The 19,343-nt window shown below is 29.1% G+C and carries 18 protein-coding genes; 6 read left to right on the forward strand and 12 right to left on the reverse strand.

Features of this window, described 5'->3' with window-relative positions; genetic code table 11:
* Window positions 1-109 precede the first annotated feature (109 nt).
* Entirely contained in the window at window positions 110-793 is a 684-nt protein-coding gene (locus tag MUN68_RS12195) for a cell division ATP-binding protein FtsE (RefSeq protein WP_249995817.1), read from the forward strand.
* Here MUN68_RS12195 and MUN68_RS12200 read toward each other — a convergent pair.
* The gene (locus MUN68_RS12200) at window positions 790-2,412 is read right to left on the reverse strand and encodes a right-handed parallel beta-helix repeat-containing protein (protein ID WP_249995818.1); all 1,623 of its coding nucleotides are present in this window, start codon (window positions 2,410-2,412) and stop codon (window positions 790-792) included. The two genes, MUN68_RS12195 and MUN68_RS12200, sit on opposite strands and share 4 nt — an antisense overlap.
* Window positions 2,413-2,469: 57 nt before the next feature.
* On the reverse strand, window positions 2,470-3,297 hold the full coding sequence (locus MUN68_RS12205; protein WP_249995819.1) for a 2OG-Fe(II) oxygenase: 828 nt from the start codon (window positions 3,295-3,297) through the stop codon (window positions 2,470-2,472).
* Window positions 3,298-3,352: 55 nt separating this feature from the next.
* On the opposite strand from MUN68_RS12205, the gene MUN68_RS12210 reads away from it, so the two are divergent.
* A complete protein-coding gene (locus MUN68_RS12210; protein ID WP_272792372.1) occupies window positions 3,353-4,243 on the forward strand; it encodes a glycosyltransferase family 2 protein in 891 nt (296 codons plus the stop codon).
* Entirely contained in the window at window positions 4,243-5,184 is a 942-nt protein-coding gene (locus tag MUN68_RS12215) for a glycosyltransferase family 2 protein (protein ID WP_249995821.1), read from the forward strand. Before MUN68_RS12210 ends, MUN68_RS12215 begins: the two co-directional genes overlap by 1 nt.
* On the opposite strand, the gene MUN68_RS12220 is transcribed toward MUN68_RS12215, so the two are convergent.
* The gene (locus MUN68_RS12220; protein WP_249995822.1) at window positions 5,167-5,562 is read right to left on the reverse strand and encodes a sugar 3,4-ketoisomerase; all 396 of its coding nucleotides are present in this window, start codon (window positions 5,560-5,562) and stop codon (window positions 5,167-5,169) included. The two genes, MUN68_RS12215 and MUN68_RS12220, sit on opposite strands and share 18 nt — an antisense overlap.
* Entirely contained in the window at window positions 5,562-6,641 is a 1,080-nt protein-coding gene (locus MUN68_RS12225; protein WP_249995823.1) for a glycosyltransferase, read from the reverse strand. The genes MUN68_RS12220 and MUN68_RS12225 overlap by 1 nt, the downstream gene beginning before the upstream one ends.
* Before the next feature lie 135 nt (window positions 6,642-6,776).
* On the opposite strand from MUN68_RS12225, the gene MUN68_RS12230 reads away from it, so the two are divergent.
* Window positions 6,777-7,913 carry a glycosyltransferase gene (locus MUN68_RS12230; RefSeq protein WP_249995824.1) on the forward strand — a complete coding sequence of 379 codons (1,137 nt, stop codon included), beginning with the start codon at window positions 6,777-6,779 and terminating at the stop codon, window positions 7,911-7,913.
* Here the strand turns inward: MUN68_RS12230 and MUN68_RS12235 are convergent.
* From MUN68_RS12235 to MUN68_RS12255, 5 genes are read right to left on the reverse strand one after another with little or no spacing between them, the layout of a single operon-like run.
* A complete protein-coding gene (locus MUN68_RS12235) occupies window positions 7,910-8,479 on the reverse strand; it encodes an acyltransferase (protein ID WP_249995825.1) in 570 nt (189 codons plus the stop codon). The genes MUN68_RS12230 and MUN68_RS12235 overlap by 4 nt on opposite strands.
* Window positions 8,469-9,782 carry an O-antigen translocase gene (locus MUN68_RS12240; protein ID WP_249995826.1) on the reverse strand — a complete coding sequence of 438 codons (1,314 nt, stop codon included), beginning with the start codon at window positions 9,780-9,782 and terminating at the stop codon, window positions 8,469-8,471. Before MUN68_RS12240 ends, MUN68_RS12235 begins: the two co-directional genes overlap by 11 nt.
* A gap of 41 nt (window positions 9,783-9,823) precedes the next feature.
* Window positions 9,824-11,125, reverse strand: coding sequence for an O-antigen translocase (locus MUN68_RS12245; RefSeq protein ID WP_249995827.1), 1,302 nt, complete (start codon window positions 11,123-11,125; stop codon window positions 9,824-9,826).
* The gene (locus tag MUN68_RS12250; RefSeq protein ID WP_249995828.1) at window positions 11,126-12,229 is read right to left on the reverse strand and encodes a DegT/DnrJ/EryC1/StrS family aminotransferase; all 1,104 of its coding nucleotides are present in this window, start codon (window positions 12,227-12,229) and stop codon (window positions 11,126-11,128) included.
* Window positions 12,222-13,178, reverse strand: coding sequence for a FemAB family protein (locus MUN68_RS12255; RefSeq protein WP_249995829.1), 957 nt, complete (start codon window positions 13,176-13,178; stop codon window positions 12,222-12,224). Before MUN68_RS12255 ends, MUN68_RS12250 begins: the two co-directional genes overlap by 8 nt.
* 121 nt (window positions 13,179-13,299) lie before the next feature.
* Here MUN68_RS12255 and MUN68_RS12260 point away from each other — a divergent pair, with 121 nt between their 5' ends.
* Both MUN68_RS12260 and MUN68_RS12265 read left to right on the forward strand, forming a co-directional pair.
* A complete protein-coding gene (locus tag MUN68_RS12260) occupies window positions 13,300-14,607 on the forward strand; it encodes a hypothetical protein (protein ID WP_249995830.1) in 1,308 nt (435 codons plus the stop codon).
* Window positions 14,591-15,754, forward strand: a complete 1,164-nt coding sequence (locus MUN68_RS12265) for a glycosyltransferase family 2 protein (protein WP_249995831.1) — start codon at window positions 14,591-14,593, stop codon at window positions 15,752-15,754. The genes MUN68_RS12260 and MUN68_RS12265 overlap by 17 nt, the downstream gene beginning before the upstream one ends.
* A gap of 2 nt (window positions 15,755-15,756) precedes the next feature.
* Here MUN68_RS12265 and MUN68_RS12270 read toward each other — a convergent pair whose 3' ends face one another.
* From MUN68_RS12270 to MUN68_RS12280, 3 genes are read right to left on the reverse strand one after another with little or no spacing between them, the layout of a single operon-like run.
* Window positions 15,757-16,311 carry a class I SAM-dependent methyltransferase gene (locus MUN68_RS12270; protein WP_249995832.1) on the reverse strand — a complete coding sequence of 185 codons (555 nt, stop codon included), beginning with the start codon at window positions 16,309-16,311 and terminating at the stop codon, window positions 15,757-15,759.
* A 50-nt stretch (window positions 16,312-16,361) separates the two neighbouring features.
* On the reverse strand, window positions 16,362-17,849 hold the full coding sequence (locus MUN68_RS12275; RefSeq protein WP_249995833.1) for a hypothetical protein: 1,488 nt from the start codon (window positions 17,847-17,849) through the stop codon (window positions 16,362-16,364).
* A gap of 16 nt (window positions 17,850-17,865) precedes the next feature.
* Window positions 17,866-19,323: a hypothetical protein gene (locus MUN68_RS12280; RefSeq protein WP_249995834.1), complete on the reverse strand. Its 1,458-nt coding sequence runs from the start codon at window positions 19,321-19,323 to the stop codon at window positions 17,866-17,868.
* Window positions 19,324-19,343 lie beyond the last annotated feature (20 nt).

A 19,343-nucleotide genomic window follows, 5' to 3' on the forward strand; every position in this document is an offset into this window, starting at 1 on the left:
GATACAAATAAACTTGTGTTTGATTTAAAGAATTGATTTTTTAAAATTGGAATTTGGTTTATTTTTATAATACATTTACATTTTAGAACACACGTCTTAATCTTTCTATATGTCTGAAACTATTTTACAACTCAAAAATGCTTCAATTTATCAAGGTGATAACATGGTATTGTCTGATGTTAATATTGAAATGAACAAAGGTGATTTTGTGTATCTCATTGGGAAAACTGGCAGTGGTAAAAGTAGTTTTATGAAAACACTTTATGGCGACTTACAACTAACTGAAGGTGAAGGTCATATTGTAGATTATGATTTAAGAACCTTAAAAGAAAATGACATTCCGTTTTTAAGACGAAAATTGGGTATTGTATTTCAGGATTTCAAACTATTACCAGATCGTACGATTAATAGCAACTTAGAATTTGTACTTAAAGCAACTGGTTGGAAAGATAAAACCAAAATTTCTGAACGCATTGATGCTGTTTTAGATAAAGTAGCTATGAAAACCAAAGGGTTTAAGTTTCCTCATGAATTATCTGGAGGAGAACAGCAACGTATCGCCATAGCGAGAGCCTTATTGAACGAACCAGAACTTATATTAGCTGATGAACCTACTGGAAATCTAGATCCTCAAACCAGCATTGAAGTGATGGAAGTCTTAAGAGACATCAATAATAATGGGAATACGATTTTAATGGCAACACATGATTATGCTTTACTTTTAAAGTATCCAAGTAAAACATTAAAGTGTGATGAAAACAAGGTATTTGAAGTTGTACAGCGTAAAAACTAAAAACCCAACCATTTAAAAAAGCGCTTAAAGATGTTATCTTTTTCATCTGAAACTGGAGTGCTTCTTTGCGCATTAAATTCGATTACAAAAACACCAAAGTTGGAAGGCGTTTTTTGTGCTGTAGTATTATGCAACGGTTTTTCAAATGCCGATAATTGCATTGGAAATGTGATTTTTCGATCTTCAGACAATGTTCCTGTTTGCAGTATCACGTTTGAATTTTCAACATCATAAATACGATAACTCAAGCCTTCTTTTAAAGCGGGTTTTGAAAAATCAACGAGAACATCCAGACCATCTTTCTGAAATAAAACCACTTTATAAGTTAAATCTCTATGCTGGTATTTAGTAACATTAACAACCGATGGCATATCAAATTCCTTGATGTGCTGCCATATACTACTTTGATCAATACCAAAGTTTGATTGCCATCTTTCTAAATTATAATCTTTATCTCCTGCAACTCTGAAACTGGCGCTTTTTTTGGTAAAATAGATGTTGTTTTTGAAATTCCAATGATTAATATGTTCTAACACTGAAGCATTAAGAGTCACATATCCTGAATATATTCTATTGTTTTCAAATGTTAATGATTTAGCATGAAGTATTCGCAAAGCGTTATTTCTACCTATAATAACATTGCCTGTTATTGTTACATTTTCAACAGGAGCGTTTTTATTAAAACCAATCGTTAGCGAAGCTGCATCTCCTCCAATCTGACCATTTTTAATATCTGAATTATGGTAGAAAAAATTTGATTCTACCTTTACATTTTTGGCAATATTTATTCCATTCAAATCACCTGAAGCAATGATAAGATTATCTTTAAACTGTTGCGCAGGATTGCCATTATTGAATATAACATTGTTTTTTATCTCATAGTTTTTAACATATTCATATTTAGCTTTTTTATTTGCAGACCAAACTTCAACACCTTTATAATAGTTATTAAAAATGATGCAATTCTGTATAATACGAGTTTTACTACTAATATTTTGAGTATACATGCCTTCGCTTATACCTCTGCCGTCTCTTGCAATGTATCCATTATTAGAAATGACACAGCCATCAAATAAACTTCCTCCAGTTTGCTTCCATGAGCCAACTCCAAGGCCAGGATTATTATGTATTTTAAGATTAATAAATTGACAATCTTCACCAGAAGAATGCTCTAATCCTGTAATGACTTCAAAATCTTCATCTTTAGCATTTCTGGAGAAATATCCTAAACATGTGATTTCAAAATTTTTAAAAATGACTTGTTTTCCTTTGACTTCAAGTACATTTTTGTTTGAAGAATTTACATTTCCATTTAAAATAATTTTTTCCTTTTTAAAACCAGAAACAGTGATAAATGTATTGCTTTTAAGACTTTGAAGCGTACTAATAAATCTGCCGTTATAAATACCTTGATGCAACCAAATTGTATCACCAGAATTCACTATATCAGGCTTTTGACTAAGTGCAGTTTGTAAGTCCCAAGGATTATTAATCGTCCCTGTTCCGTTTTGTGTTCCTGGAGTTTCATTGTGATCTTTTGGAAACACATGAAATTCTTCTTGTCCATAAGACACGATATACATACATAGACAAACAATATGGATTAAAAACTGCTTCATATCCTTGAATTACAATTACTATACCATTTCAAAAACGTCATACATTAAAACCGTTTACTAATTCTTCTTTTTATAAAAATGCGGATTTTTACGAATTCCTTTTTTAAACACTTTCCGAACAAGCATTCTAAGGCTCGCATCTAAGTCTAAAATAATATTAGTAAAAGTATCTTCAGGACGTCCTCTAAATTTTGTCACATGAAACGTATCCGTTTCTTTTAAAGGTGCATCACTAAAATAGTAATTTGAAATGCAGCATCTACTTCTATCTACTAAAACTTGATTAACAGAATGCCAAGACGTATCATGTGTTGCCATTACTGCTAACCTATTGAATTTACTTTCAATAACTACAGGTTCATTTTTTGGACCATTTGGCCAAATCTCTAAATGACCTCCATTTTTAGAATCCCAATCTGGAGTAACGTAATACAGTAAATTTAATATTCTCCAACGTTCACGTTCGGCATCATGTGAATTATCTAAATGCGGATTCAAAAAATTATGATGAGCCATTTGTGATAATCCGCCAGCATATAAAGAATCATCTGCATATAAGCTATCAATACTACAAATTTCACCTATTAGGCTTACAATTTTTGGATCTTGAAACGCATAAAGTACCTGCTCTAAAAGTTCATTATGCTTGTCCATTTGAGCAGAAACGTATTTATATTCTCGTATGCTTTTTAAGCATCGCATTTCTGAAGTATCAGGAAATACATCAAAGCATTGTTTAGCAAGATCTTCTGGAAGCAAATCATCGATATAAAAAAAACCAATTTGATTTTTAGAAGCGTCATAAGTCACTTTTAATTCGTCTTTATTTTCGATTATCTTGTTATATATAAGTTCTGAAATGTCTTTTGATTTAGAACTATCCATGTTTGTCTTTTTTGAGTACTGCAATTTAACGCTTTTAATTCTTATTTTAGCAGTCATGATATCTGTATTGATTCCCGTTTACAATTATAATATCGTTGCACTTGTGACTCATATTCATACACAGTTACAATTGTGTAATGTGCCTTTTGAAATTATATGCTTAGATGATGCATCTACAACAGATGTTACTAATGAAAATGATACGATTTCAAAATTAGAATGCACAAGTCATATAAAAAGTAAAGATAATTTAGGCAGAACTAATGCCAGACAATACTTATCAAAACAAGCAAATTATGATTGGCTTTTGTTTTTAGATGCAGATGTAATGCCAAAATCTGATTTATTTATTAGGAATTACCTAAACTATATTGAATCTGATTATGAAGCCATTTATGGTGGTTTTGCTTACCATAAAAACGTTCCCGACTCAAAATACATGTTACGTTGGACCTATGGAAAAACACATGAACAAATTAGTGCTCAAGAGCGAAACAAAAAACCTTATAAGGTTATTATTTCTGCCAATTTTATGATTAAAAAACCAGTGTTTTCAATTATAAATTCTCAAATTGAGCAAAAAGGATATGGCTTTGATAATTATTTTGGAGCGTTATTAAAGATGAAAAACATTAAAGTCATTCATCTTGACAATGAAGTGTATCACTTAGGAATAGAAACCAGTGAAACTTATTTAAATAAAAAGAAAAAAGCTGCTGAAACGTTGCTAACATTATATCAATCAAACAAAATTGGAAGTCATCAAAATGATTTACTCCACTTTTTCATAAAGTTAAAACGTTATAGGTTGCATGTGTTCTTTTCAATGATTTACAAACTATTAAAAACACCATTGAAAAACAATTTATTGAGTAGTCATCCTTCAATGACAGCTTTACAATTATATAGAATATGCTATTTATGTTATAAAGATTTAAACCCATAATGAAACCCTATTTTTCCATAATTATTCCTTTATACAATAAGGAAAAGCACATTATTGACACATTAAATAGTGTCTGGTCGCAAAGCGTTTCAGGTTTTGAAGTGATTGTCGTTAATGACGGTTCAACAGATGGTAGTTTAGATCAAGTAAACGCTGTTAATGATGAACGTTTACACATATTTAGCATTAAAAATCAAGGAGTTTCAAATGCTAGAAATTATGGCATTTCAAAAGCCAATGCCGATTTAATTGTCTTTTTAGATGCTGATGATGTTTGGTTTGAACATCACTTGAAAGACCTCAAAGATTTGCACGAGGAATTTCCAAATTGTGGCATGTATTGTAAGGCTTATGATAAGAAAGACGGAAGTATTCTTATCCCTTCGAAATTTAAAAACATTCCAAATGATCGCCTCTGGAAAGGCATCGTAAACGATTATTTTGATTCAAGTTTAATTAATAGCATTGCATGGACTTCTGCAGTTATGGTACCAAAAAATATTTTCGAAAAGATTGGTAACTTTAATATCATTTACAACTCTGGAGAAGATACCGATTTATGGATTAGAATTGGATTAAAATTTTCTATAGCATTTAGCAATAAAGTAAGTGCTATTCATAATTTAAGCTCTGAAAACAAAATAACAGATTTAAAATTATCGTCTAGAAATCATTTAGATTTTAATATGTTTCAAAAAGAAGAAAGCCTAAATAATGGCTTAAAAAAATATTTAGATTTAAATCGTTATTCCTTAGCAATTCAATATAAATTAGAACATAATATATTAGAAGCAAAAAATATTTACAAGCAGATTAACTTAGACAATTTAACGTCTTTACAGAAATTTATATTTAGTTTACCAGCTTCTGCAATTAGACCAATATTAAAATCTAGAAATTCCCTAAGACAATTAGGTCTTAATTTAAGACTGTTTCGATAATTTGAATTTACCATAATCTCTTATATAATCATTTTCATCAAATTCTCCTGAAGCGATCACTAAACATACAGCTCCAGACGAAAAATTTTCTAATTCACGCCAAATACCAGTTGGTATTAACAGTCCTTTATTCGGTTTATTAAGCAGGATCGTAGATTTTGATTTTCCATCATCTAAAATCACTTCAAAACTTCCACTTAAAGCAACTAAAAACTCCAATTGATCAATATGAGCATGTCCTCCTCGATACGCATCACTTGGGACATCATACAAATAATAAACACGTTTCATTTCATAAGGGAGAATGTCTTTTTCTATTACAGAAAGTGTACCTCGTTCATCTCGTATTTTAGATAAGTTTATTATTTCAATATTCATTAGATATTATTTATAATTTTATTTAGCAATTTTTCCCAGAATCTAGAAATGGCTTCAATTGAAAATTTCTCAACACTTTTTGCAGCATTTTTAGAACAATTATTATATAAATCATCATTCAAAACAAGGCTACTAAATGCATTTGCAAGTTCTTGAGGGTTATAATTCTCTACTAAAAGCCCATTATATCCATTAATTATCACTTCTTTTGGTCCAGATTCACAATTTACAGAAACAACAGGAATCCCTAAAGATAAGCTTTCAGGTATAACCATTGGAAAACCTTCAAATCGACTTGTTAAAACCATAAACCTTGCTCTTTTTACATAAGGATATGGATTTGAAATAAAACCTTTAAAAACAACATGTTTTTTAATTTTAAGTGCTTCTGTATAAGCCTTTATCATTTCTAAATCAGGACCATCACCTAAAATTAAGAGTTTAAACTTTTTACTACTAAGGTTTGATAATTTAAATCCTTCGATTAACAATTTCAAATTCTTATGATAATCATCAATTCTACCAAAAAAGATAATAAATTTTTCTGGTAAATCTGTTTTAATTTCTTCATTTGCCAATAATTTAATGTTCTCAAAATCAAACCCATTATAAATCGTACTAATCTGTTTGAGCGCATACTTATTTTTAAATTTCTCTGCTGCAGCTTTTGATACAGCTGTCATATACTCATTTTTATAAAGCCATTTGTTAATCCAATTATAACTAGTAAAAGTCTTCGAAGTATTAAAATTGTGAATTACATAAATTGTTGTAACCGAATAAATAATTTTGGTTAAAATAATTTCTCGATAAGTTTGAACTCTGGTCCTATTATCTATGATAATATCTATATTATTTGTTTTTAAAAAACTTTTTATTTTTTTGAGTCTACCAAGTCTACCTAAAAAAGTATTATTTTGCTTCTTAAGCACTCCGAGATTAAATAATTGACCTTTGTAAGAATACTCAATATCATCTAAAACTGTTACAATAAAAATTTCATAACCTAGATCAAAAAGCATTTCAGAGAGTAATGCAGAGGAACGTTCTGCTCCACCTTTTCCTAGAGATGAAGCCACAATGCATATCTTTATATTTTTTGATTTCAACAATTAGTATCTTTGCTTCAAAGATAACATCCATTTATAAAAAATTTAGCTAATTGGATTAATATTTACAATGATTAAAAATCATACAAAAAACACTTTTAACAAATGAAAATATTATTAGTTGGTGAATATAGTCGACTACACAATTCTTTAAAAGAAGGGTTACACCAATTAGGCCATGAAGTTACTATCATGGGAAACAAGGATGATTTTAAGAATTATCCTGTTGACATATACATTAATCATTCGTTTCAAAAAGGCTTTTTAAAAAAAATAAAAATTGGCATCTATAAATTTACGTCTTTAGATTTAGGGTCTATTGAGATATACTTTAAAGCGAAATTCCAATTAAAGAAACTTGAGCATTTTGACATTGTACAACTTATCAATGAATCTCCACTTTTAATTGAAGCTTCTTTCGAAAAACGCTTTATTAAAAAATTAATAAAACAAAGCGACACATTATTTGTACTATCTACGGGTTCTGATCATTTAAACATTAATTATTTAATAAAAAACAAACTAAAATATAGCATTCTAACTCCATATTTTGAAAACCCTTCTCTAAAAAGAAACTATTTATTTGATTTTAAATATTTAAACTCAGGATTTAAAGATTTACATCATTTCATTTACAATCATTGTAATGGAGTTATTGCTACAGATGTTGATTACCACATTCCGTTAAGAGGACATAAAAAATACTTAGGCTTGATACCCAATCCAATAAACATTGAGTTAATTGAATACAAACCATTAAAGTTTTCAAGTAAATTAAAAATTTTTCATGGTGTAAATAAACATTCAATGTTAAAGAAAGGAAATAAGTTCTTTGATGAAGCTTTAAAAATTATTGAACAGAAATATGCAAATAAAGTTGAAATCACAACCACCTATAATATTCCTTATGAGGAGTATATAAAATATTACGATGACTGTCATATATTATTAGACCAAGTATATGCATACGATCAAGGTTATAATGCCTTAGAAGCGATGGCAAAAGGAAAAGTTGTTTTTACAGGAGCTGAACAAGAATGGTTAGACAATTATAATTTGAAAGAAGACACTGTTGCTATAAATGCGCTTCCGGATGTTGACTCTATTGTAAAAAAATTAGAATGGTTGATTTTAAATCCACATAAAATTATAGAAATTTCTAAAAATGCTAGAGCATTTATTGAGAAAGAACACGATTATAAAAAGATTGCAAATTTATATGTAAAGACTTGGAGTCTTTAGGGCAGCTCACTAATAATTTTCGCAGGCACACCTCCAATAATTAAATTCTTAGAAAAGCTCTTTGTCACAACAGAACCAGCTGCAACGACTAAATTTTCTCCTAATACAACACCCTTTAAAATAGTAACATTGTTACCAATAAATACATTTTTACCAATGCTAACTTCTTTAGGGTTTAAATCTGTATTTAATCTATTTCCAGGATTTAAATCATGGAAATTACTATCAGAAATATGACAATTATACCCAATTAAAACATCGTCTTTAATGATAATTGACTTTTCAGAAGTAATCGAAAAGTTATTATTAACACTAACATTATTACCAAATACAATTTTAGAATCTGGTTGTCGTGCTTCAATATAAGCATATGTATTATAAAACATAGGAGAGTTAACAATCCCAAACTTAACATGCTTTCCAAAAACAACACTCCCTTTACCTCTAAAAACTACAGGTTGAATTGCTGTGTATTTACCACTAATATTTTTGTTTGTATTAAAACATTTATAACCTAGTTTTCTAACCTTTAAAATAATTTTAGTCGCATAATGTTTAATCATCATCTGTAGTATTATTGGGCAATATACCAAATAAAGCCTTTCTAAAAACAAAAAGCAAAATTATAAAATGAATTAAATAAGACAGAAAATGTGCTTTAACAACTCCAATTAATCCATAATAATCAATAAGACAAATGCTTGATATATACATTACAATAATTGCTAATAACTCAATAATAATATAGTGCCATAACATTTTTTTTGCCAAAAACTGATAAGAAATCACTAAAGAAAGTACTTTTATAAAATCACCCAAAATCTGCCAAAAGAATAACTCTGTAACAGGTTCAAATTCATCAGAAAAAATTAATTTAACAATAAAACTTCTTAAAAAGAATATTATAATGAGTCCCAAACCAAAAATAGGAATGATTGTTTTATAAAAACTAAAAACTTCAGCTCTGAAGGCTCTTTGCGTATTAATCTGAGAAAATCTAGGTAAAATATAAAGTGTGATTAAAGTCGTAACAAACATCAAGTAATAATTAGAAATCCTTTGCATTGCAACCCAAAAACCAGCATAAATATCACCAATTTCAAGAATAATATAGTTTCTAACATATACAGTTACTAGAGGCAACAAAGTAGCAGAAAGCAATGCCATAATTGAAAAAGCGCCAAGACTTTTAAAACTAATAAAACTGATTTTTTTAAATGAAATCAACTTCAAGTAATTAAAAACTCCAAACGCACTTAACAGCAGAATAACGAATAAAATAATCTCTATTAATAAAATGGAAATTAAAGCACCTTCTAATTTAAATTCCCAGATAAGAAAAACATTAGCAATGGTGCCTAAAATTTGTGCAATAATATTTATGATGAGTATTTTTTTAAATTTAGAAAGCCCATTCAAAATTGAAAAAATGAAAGTTTTAAAGGCATAAAAGGGAAGACTAATAGCTATCAACTTTATAATATTAACATAGTCTTTTTGAGCTGTAAAAATAAAATCATTAATAGATTCTGAAGTGAAGTATACTCCAATAGAAAAAAAGGTAACTGAAAATAGAATGAGATAAAATGCAGTTGAAAGCATCTGACTTAGTTCGCGACTATTATTCTTTAATTCAGCTACATATTTGACAACTCCATTATTAATTCCGAGTGTTGTAAATGCTTGGCCAGATTTTATAAAATCCCTAAAATTACCAATAAATGCTAAGCCATCTGGACCAATAAATATCGCTATTAATTTAGACGTAATAAGTCCAGATATAACTCTTATAAAGACAGAAACAGAATTTAAAGATGCTATTTTTAAAAGTTGATTACTACTAAGAAAGTGTTTTATTTTCTGTCTCATTATAAACGAAATACCTTATAAAAATAAGCTAATTATTGATATCATTTGTGTTCATCATCTACAACTCCAAAAAGCGAATTACTAAATACTAAAAGTACAATTAGAAAATGCAATAAATAACTAATAAAGTGACCCATTACTGCACCTTCAACTCCATAAATGTCAATCATATAAATGCTTGTTAAATACAGTATAATAACTAAGAAAACTTCTATAACTATAAACTGCATAAACATCTTTTTTGCTAAAAACTGATATGCAATTACAATTGACAACACCTTTACAAAATCGCCTAATAACTGCCACAAAAATAAGTTCTCTACAGGCTGAAACTCTTCAGAGAATACTAAACTCACAACAAATGGTCTTAATAAATAGATCACTAAAAGTCCTAAGCCGAATATAGGCATAACAGATTTATAGAACCCAAAAACCTCTTTTCTAAATTCTATCTTATTATCAATTTCACTAAATCTCGGAATGATATAAAGTGTCATTATAGAAGTTACAAACATGAGATAATAATCTGAAATACGATTCATAGCTTCCCAATATCCAGCTTGTTTTATACCCAGTTCGTCAATTATAAAATTTCGGATCATAATAGATGTAAATGGCAATGCAATAGCTGTCACCAAAGCCATTGTTGCATATGGAGCATAGGTCTTTAACACACTTAAACTCACATGTGATATTTTAATTTGAGACATTAAATTTCTACGATTTACAATACCAACTAGCGTTATTAAAAACAATAATGAAGGTGTAATTACTGCTGCTATTAAAGCACCATCGATATGCTCAATATAGATTAAATATAAAGTGACTGACAAACCGAGAATATGACCAATAATATTAATTATCAATAACATTTTATAATTCGAAAACCCGTTCATTATTCCAAAACAGAACATATTCAATGCATAAAATGGAAGCGCTAATGCAAGTATTTGTATCACATAAGCGTAATTAAAATTTTCAGAAAACAGAAAATCGTTTATAAACTCTGCATTATAATAACACAGAAAAGACATTAAAATAGTTGAAAAGAAACCTAAGTAATAAGTCGTAGAAATTGTTTTACTAAGTTCTAAGGCATCATCTTTACATTTACCTACTGTTTTAACAAAACCGTTATAAAAACCAAGAATTGCAAAGGATTGTATGCCACTTAAAAAATTTCTCAAATTACCAATAAGTGCCATTCCTTCTACTCCTATGAATATAGCTATAGCTTTAGAAGTTAAAATTCCAGCAATTATTTTAGTGACAATAGTAACCGTATTAAGATGTGCTACTTTGAACAGCACATTGGTATTAATGTACTTAATAAGTTTCTTCAATTAATAATGGTTTAGGGCATTAACAACAGTTTGAACCTCTTCATTAGTCATTACTGGACTAATTGGCATGCTAACAACAGAATCATGAATAGACTCTGTTACAGGCAAATATAATGCATTAAAAGACATTAACGCTTTTTGCTTATGAGGCGGAATTGGATAATGAATTAAATATCCAATTTTATTATTCTCCAGATGCGCAATAAATTTAGAGCGATTCTTCACACGAACCACAAACACATGAAACACATGATTTCCTGAGTTATTATAGTTAGGAAGTTGAATGTTATTGTTTCGAATATGACCTAAATAGTGCTTCGCAATATCGCGTCGCCTACTATTATCTTCATCAAGATGTTTAAGCTTTAAATTTAAAAAGCCAGCTTGTAATTCATCCAAACGACTATTGATGCCCAAAGTTTCATTTTCATATTTTTTTGAACTCCCATAATTACGTATTACTCTAATCTTATTTGCTAATGCTGTATCATTAGTAGTGACTGCTCCTGCATCACCTAGAGCACCAAGATTTTTTGAAGGATAAAAACTAAAACCAGCAGCATCAGATAAATTTCCTGCTTTTTTGTTTTCAGAATCTAAAATTGCTCCATGAGCTTGTGCAGCGTCTTCAATAACAAGAAGGTTATGCTTTTTTGCAATAGAATTAATAGCATCCATATTTGCTAATTGACCATAAAGATGAACCGCAAGAATGCCTTTTACTTTTGCAGTCATATACTTTTCAATTTCTGAAGGTGAAATATTAAAAGTTGCTGCATCAGGTTCAACTAAAACAGGTGTTAATCCTGCATTTAATACAGATAAAATAGTCGCTATATAGGTATTTGCAGGCACAATAATCTCATCGTTTGGCTGCAATTTTCCTAGCTCTAAGTAGGCTTTAAAAATTAAAGTCAGCGCATCTAATCCATTGGCAACTCCAATACAATGTTTTGTACCACAATACTTAGAGAAGTTCGTTTCAAAAGTGTTGACTTCATTTCCAAGAATGTAATATCCCGAATCTAAAAAAGACTTGAATTTAGACGAAAATTCATTTTCAAACCTGGCATTTATTTTATGTAAATCAAGAAATTTAATCATTCAACTCTATTTTCCAAATGTTTTGAGTGTATTTACGGCAACCTAACTCCTCTTTCTGTTTCAGCATGCCTTTACTATAACCTAATTCAGAATTATCATTAACCGAACCCATCGTAAAATATTGCATACCTTCCTCTTTAAATTTAATAATTAAAGATACAAAAAGCATATCTAGAGCATTTAATTTTTCCCCTTCAATAGAAGCCATTCCATATTGGGATTTTACAATGTTTCCTTTTTTAAAAATTGTAATACCTGCTAAAATCTCTTCCTCACGATAGATATTATATTGTGTTATCTCGTCTTCAAATTTACTATGTAAATATTGAATTTCAAGCAAATTATGGACAGGCTTTGAATTGTGTTTTTCGGCTAATCGTTTCAGTAGAATTGTATTCCAAAATGCGTTAATTTCTAATTTACCTTCTTTAATTGTTAATTGGTTTCTTTGCAACTTCTTAAATCGTTTGATTTTGCTTTTTGCAATTTTAAAATCTTGATTATAATCAATAGCTAAAATAATATTCTCTTTAACAATTGAAGAATGATCCTGTTTATACAAATCATCAATGACTCGCGAGGAATGAAACTGATAAAATTCTGGCAATGATTTTACAATTACCGATTGAATATTTTTAGTTTTAAAAAAGGCTAATACCAATTCAAAAATCTCTTGTATTTGCGTCGAAGTTAGACGTTCATCAAAAAACAATCCACCATAAGTTAATCCTTGATGCGAATAAACAATATCATTAGAAATATTAGCTGGAAATATTGCTAGTAATTGTTCACCATCATAGACCATTAAAGAGTAATCTTTAAATCTATCCTTATGATAGTCCATAAAATCTCTTTGAAACAAAAATGTAGCATTTTTAGAATGTGTTACAAATTCATCCCATTGTTTTTTAAAATCTGAATGATATACTTTTACTGAATATTTGTACAAAGCTAGAATTGTATATTTAGAAAAACGGCCACTTTTAAAACGTACAAATTACAATATTTTTATATGTTAAAGTTTGTTTTAGATTCAATTATTTATATTTGGGTCACTCAAAAATTAGCTTTTGAATCTAAAACAACTATTTAAAGAGAATAGACTATTATTAGTCCTATATAGCGTTATTTTCTTTTACCTAATATATCAAGAGGCAATATATTCTCCAGATACATATGGTTATGCAAAAGCAATTCCATATAGACACTTAGGCTATGTAATTTTTGTAAAGACATTTTTATTTGTTTTTGCAGATTACTTTGACATTGCTGTAAAAATCTTTCAATCTATTTTTTGTTTGGTAAGTATTCACTTTTTTTTCAAGACATTCGTAGCATTACTAAAGCCAAATCTTCTTATAAAATGTATTGTTTTGGGTTTATTATTTTTTCCATTATTTGAACCTTTAAATGTCGTTAATAATGTTTGCCCTGAAGGCATTAGTTATTCGTTATATCTCATATTTGTCACTTTAAACTTGGAATTTTTATTTAATAACAATTCTAGAGTACTCAAATACATCGTTTTGTGTTTTTTGGCGCTTGTATTTACGAGAGGTCAATTTATCTTTACAGGATTAATTTTCTCTGCTGTTTACATCGCTAAACACAGAAATCATCTATTCAAAATAAATATAGTATCAAAATTATTAATATTAGTTCTGATGCCAATATTGGTCGTTTTAGGTGAAATGACCTACCATAAGTTGAAAGACGGTATTTTTATGACAACTCCATTTGGCTTTGTTAATATGTCATCTGCAGCATATTACGTATCTAATATTGAAGATGCGCAATATATTCCTAATGAAGATTATAGAGCTATTTTTGTGGAAAGCTACAACGAATTGAAAAGAAAAAAGTTACTATTATCATCACAACCAAATTCATCATACAAAGATTACTATACTTTTTTTCATGATCATATTCCAGAAATTTGTAATCACACGACCTTTATCACAGCTCAAAATTATTTTTTAGAGAAGGATCCAATTGATATAAATAAGCCAAATCCAGCAATTGCAAGATCATTTTATAATGCAGAAAAAGCCAATAAAGGTATTACTTTAGCATTAATAAAGCATAATTTCAAGTCGTGGTTTCAGTTATATCTAGCCAATATAACTCATAGCTTTTACTCTATTTTTTTACTAGTCATAATAATTATAGCTTTCATTTTTAGCCTAATTAAAATGTGCTCTAAATTTCATAAATGGTATGCGCTTTTATTTATCTGCACAGCTTTGAGTTTATCTAATGCTGTTTTAATAGCTATTGCTAGTCATTCAATAATGAGATATACATTTTATAATTATACCTTTATCTTTTTAACATTACTTCTACTATTCAAAATTATAAGACATGGAATCAAAGATTGAGCTTTCTATTGTAATGCCATGTTTAAATGAAGCAGAAACGTTAGCTATTTGCATCACTAAAGCACAACAGTTTTTAGATTCAAATAACGTTAAAGGAGAAATCATAATTGCTGATAATGGCAGTACTGATGGCTCTCAACTTATTGCTAACAATCTAAATGCCAGAATTGTGAATGTAGCATCAAAGGGTTATGGACACGCATTACGTGGAGGTATTGAAGCTGCATTTGGCACCTACATCATTATGGCTGATGCCGATGACAGTTATGATTTTAGCCATCTTATGCCTTTTTTAAAAGAGCTTAGAAATGGTAATGAATTGGTAATGGGTAATCGGTTTAAAGGTGGAATTGAAAAAAATGCGATGCCATTTTTACATAAATATCTAGGCAATCCAGTGCTTTCCTTTGTTGGACGCTTATTTTTTAAAATCAAAATTGGCGATTTTCACTGTGGATTAAGAGGGTTTTCTAAAGCAGCGTATTCAAAATTAGGTTTGAAAACGACTGGAATGGAATTCGCATCAGAAATGATTGTCAAGGCAAAATTGAATGATTTATCTATTACTGAAGTTCCAACAAAATTATCTAAAGACGGAAGAACAAGACCTCCGCATTTAAACACCTGGAATGACGGTTGGAGGCATTTAAGATTTTTGCTGCTTTATAGTCCAAAGTGGCTGTTTCTTTATCCAAGTCTAATTATGCTTATTGTTGGGATAATAACATCAATATTTCTTATTATAAAACCAATTATTTTTGAAAACATCACCTTTGATGTACACACCCTTTTGTATACTTCGAGTTTGACATTAATCGGATTTCAATTTTTTGTGTTTTATGCATTAACCAAGATTTATGCCGTTGAAAACGGATTACTTCCGAAGAGTAGTAGATATAACAATTTGTTTAAATATTTGAATTTAGAAAAAGGATTAATTTCTGGTGCAGCTTTACTTTTAATTGGTGTAATTTTAAGTATAAAAGGATTGTTTTTTTGGGAATCTGTAAGTTTTGGATCGTTGCAAAACACATCAAGTACTTTAAGAATCGTAATTCCTGCAGTATTTACAATATTGCTTGGCATCCAAATTATTTTATTTAGCCTGTTTTTTAGTATTCTAAGTTTAAAGCGTCAAGCTGAATAATATCATGCAATTTTTTCAAAAACGAATAAATTATTGAGTCCCAGTTGAAACCGTTTATGTTTTAACAAGCTATACTTTTTCTTATCAAATAATGAAAATACTTCGCTAGTTTTAAATCCGTAGTGTTCATCTAACGACATCCCATCAACCAAATTTAATTTTTTCAAAACCCATAATATCTGATCTACAAATGGTGAAGGCACAGTAATAATAATTCGACCTAAAGGATTCAAAAACTCGAAAAATTCTGAATTAAGCAATTGTTGTTGTTCTCTAGGAATGTGTTCTAAAACGGCAAGCATAACAATGCAATCAAAAGAAGTATTTGTTGGAACATCATTAGGGAAACTGCCAGATACCAGAAGGTGCTCACCTTTAGATTTCGTCTCTTCTAACAATGGATCTAAACCAATACTAGGCTGTATGTTTTTTTGCTTTAACACCTCAAATAGATAACCATCAAAACATCCTATATCTAATATTTTATCATTAGGTCTAACAAACTGATTTGCTTCTTTAATTCTCCAATTTCGTAAAAGTTTGTCAAGGTATTTCATTAGTGTTTTGTTTCTGCTTTTTTGAAAGTTTAATTGATTAGTTAGAAATGTTATTCCACTTTTTCAAAAACAATAGTTCCTTTATCATCTATAGACTTGAATACACCAGGTGTTTCCTGTTCAATAATTAAATAACTACTATCATCTTGCAAATGACTTAAATAAGATTTATCATCGCTTAAATAGGAAAATAAAACTCTAAAAAGATTTACTGAAGATGCTAACTCATTGGTATAATCTGGCACTTTATTTTCAGGCCATTTTATAGCTAAAGCAGAACCGAAAATAGCATATAACAAATCTCTATCTTGAGTCTTAGTTTTAGATTGCAATTGATAATCAAAACCAACATAACCACCATGATCTGCTACAATCACAATTAAGCCATTTGGATCTTTGTCATTAATTAAAGTTACTACATCTGTCAACCACACATTAGCATTTTCTAAACGTTGCAGGTATAAATTACGTTCCTCGTCCTTTCCCTTAGAACTCGATTTATTATTATTCACATGCCAAGGCATAATTTTCTCTATAAAAAAGAAATTATTATTTTTTGTATTGTTATTCAAGAGTAACTTTAGATCAGATTTAATACTCTTATTCATATCAAAACCATCTGAAAAATAGGACACTTCTTCAGGTTGAATATTACTATAATCATAAGCCAAATTTGATTTCCCCAAAACAAAATAAGGCTCTTGAAGAAGCAAATGAGTTTTATAATTATTATTTTTAAAAATTGATAAAACAGGGTTTTTTTCAACAATCACTTTCCCAAAACCGTAGACTTCATTCTTTTGGCTCGTTTTGGCATTGTAAAAGTGATGTTTCATTGCAAACAATGAAGCATTAGAGTACAATGTTGATTCATAATTACTCCTAAAATCGCCATACAAACTAAAACCTTGATGTATTAAAAATGAATTAAAAGCTGAATTATCATAATCATAGTTCCCTTTGCTAATCTCGTTAAAACTTGCATAACCATCAGGTTGAATAATATAAATATTCGGGTTTTTATTAAAGACCGCAGACGCAATGTCATCGGGTTGCTCTAACCATTTATAAGAGATCGTTATTAAGCCAATTGACTTTGACAACAGTGCACCAAATGATAAAAATGCCAATATAAATTGTACTACAATAACCTTTTTAAAATGCTTTCTTATAAATATCGCAATGATAACAGAAACAATAAGACCAAGTAATAGTATTTTTTTCTTGAAACCAATTGCATTCACCAAAATAAACAAAGCAAAAAGAGTGCAATTAATTATTGGAAACAAAAATTGTTTAAATGAATCTGGAAGCCAAGACTGACGTTTTACAACATGACCAATTAACAAACAAACACTTGGTACAATCATGAAAAATCCAACAAAAAAAAGTAAATATTCAATAGAGCTTACGATATAAAAATGAGTATTCAAATAGTAAAGCAAAGGGTACAATCCAGTAGAAATTATAGTGATTATAAGAAATTCCTTATCACTATTTATAAATAAATAAAACGATTTTCTTAATTTATTAATCATCTTTAAAATCATAAAATCAGTCTAATTTATTAAAAATTAGTTCTCCTTTTTCATCTAAAGACTGATAAACACCTAATGGAGCCCCTTCTCTTATAATCAAATAACTACTATCATCTTGTAAATGATTTAAAAAAGATTCATTTTCTCCTAGATACGAAAATAAAACTCTAAAAAGATTTACTGAAGATTTTAGCTCATTGGTATAATCTGGAACTTCATTTTCAGGCCATTTTATAGCTAGAGCAGATGAAAACATAGAATTGACAATAGCTTTATCAGTTTGTTTAACCTGATTTTCTTTCATCGACTTTAAACCAACATATCCACCATGATCGGCTGCAATTATAATAAGCGCATTTTTATCCTGTTTAGTAATGAAGTTAATCAATTGAGTTAACCAAACATTAGCACTTGTTAACCTTTCAAGGTAATGTTCTCTCTCTAGCTCTATGCTATTATTAGAATATCCATCATTATTAATTATATGGCTAGGCAACATCGATTCAATAAAGAAAAAATTAGAACTTTTTTTATGCTCTAAAACAGCCCTTTTGGTATCTTCTATTAGTGGTTTATTAATTTGAAAACCTCTTGATATATAGGACATTTCATCAAATGACAAGTTACAATAATCGAAATCAATTTTAGGTCTATTAGCTAAAATATAAGGAATCTGGAGCATTAAAAAGGATTTATAGTTATTCCTTTTAAAAATATCTAAAGCCGGATTACCACCAACAATTTCATTTCGAGAATTATGCGACGGATTTATACCTAAAGTTCTATTCCCATAAAAATGATGTTTCATTCCAAACATTGAGCTGTTAGAACTTAATGTAGAAGAGTAATTACTTCTAAAATCATCATAAAACGTGAATCCCTTTTGCGTTAAAAAATTTTGGAACTTACTATTATCAAATCTATATATATCATTGGTTAGCTCAGAAAAATTCGTATAACCATCAGGTTGAATAATATATACATTAGGTCGCTTCTTAAAAACAACATCTTCAATCGCATCGGGTTGTTGCATCCATTCTTTAGAATACATAACATCTCTATATACATCGGGAATCAACTTAGGAAAAACCAATCCAATTAAAACGAGTTGAAACACCACTACTTTTTTTAGATGTTTCACTAAAAAGAGACCTAAAATAAATCCTAGTACTAGTGCTATTATCATTTTAATTGTATCAAATCCATAACTAGTGATCACTATTAAAGTAAAAAAACATGCTAAATTTAAAACAGGTAAAAGATATGACTTACTGCTCTTTAAGAATTTAATATTTGCAAACAAAAAACTAAAAACATAATATGATGTTATTGGTAATATGATATAGACACATACAAAAAAAAGCAATTGCGTTTTTGAATTTATTAAGGCATAATTCTGATCATAATAATAAAGTAATGGATATAATCCAGCAGCAATTAGCGTAACTATAGGATACTCTTTTTTACTATTCATGATAGAAAAAAAAGTTGATC

The organism is Psychroserpens ponticola, assembly GCF_023556315.2.
Lineage (GTDB): Bacteria > Bacteroidota > Bacteroidia > Flavobacteriales > Flavobacteriaceae > Psychroserpens > Psychroserpens ponticola.

Excerpts from the sequence above, each read along its gene's own strand:
- MUN68_RS12195 (WP_249995817.1), top strand. The coding sequence starts at position 110 with ATGTCTGAAACTATTTTACAACTCAAAAATGCTTCAATTTATCAAGGT.
- MUN68_RS12200 (WP_249995818.1), bottom strand. The coding sequence starts at position 2,412 with ATGAAGCAGTTTTTAATCCATATTGTTTGTCTATGTATGTATATCGTG.
- MUN68_RS12205 (WP_249995819.1), bottom strand. The coding sequence starts at position 3,297 with ATGGATAGTTCTAAATCAAAAGACATTTCAGAACTTATATATAACAAG.
- MUN68_RS12210 (WP_272792372.1), top strand. The coding sequence starts at position 3,353 with ATGATATCTGTATTGATTCCCGTTTACAATTATAATATCGTTGCACTT.
- MUN68_RS12215 (WP_249995821.1), top strand. The coding sequence starts at position 4,243 with ATGAAACCCTATTTTTCCATAATTATTCCTTTATACAATAAGGAAAAG.
- MUN68_RS12220 (WP_249995822.1), bottom strand. The coding sequence starts at position 5,562 with ATGAATATTGAAATAATAAACTTATCTAAAATACGAGATGAACGAGGT.
- MUN68_RS12230 (WP_249995824.1), top strand. The coding sequence starts at position 6,777 with ATGAAAATATTATTAGTTGGTGAATATAGTCGACTACACAATTCTTTA.
- MUN68_RS12235 (WP_249995825.1), bottom strand. The coding sequence starts at position 8,479 with ATGATGATTAAACATTATGCGACTAAAATTATTTTAAAGGTTAGAAAA.
- MUN68_RS12240 (WP_249995826.1), bottom strand. The coding sequence starts at position 9,782 with ATGAGACAGAAAATAAAACACTTTCTTAGTAGTAATCAACTTTTAAAA.
- MUN68_RS12250 (WP_249995828.1), bottom strand. The coding sequence starts at position 12,229 with ATGATTAAATTTCTTGATTTACATAAAATAAATGCCAGGTTTGAAAAT.
- MUN68_RS12265 (WP_249995831.1), top strand. The coding sequence starts at position 14,591 with ATGGAATCAAAGATTGAGCTTTCTATTGTAATGCCATGTTTAAATGAA.
- MUN68_RS12270 (WP_249995832.1), bottom strand. The coding sequence starts at position 16,311 with ATGAAATACCTTGACAAACTTTTACGAAATTGGAGAATTAAAGAAGCA.
- MUN68_RS12275 (WP_249995833.1), bottom strand. The coding sequence starts at position 17,849 with ATGATTAATAAATTAAGAAAATCGTTTTATTTATTTATAAATAGTGAT.
- MUN68_RS12280 (WP_249995834.1), bottom strand. The coding sequence starts at position 19,323 with ATGAATAGTAAAAAAGAGTATCCTATAGTTACGCTAATTGCTGCTGGA.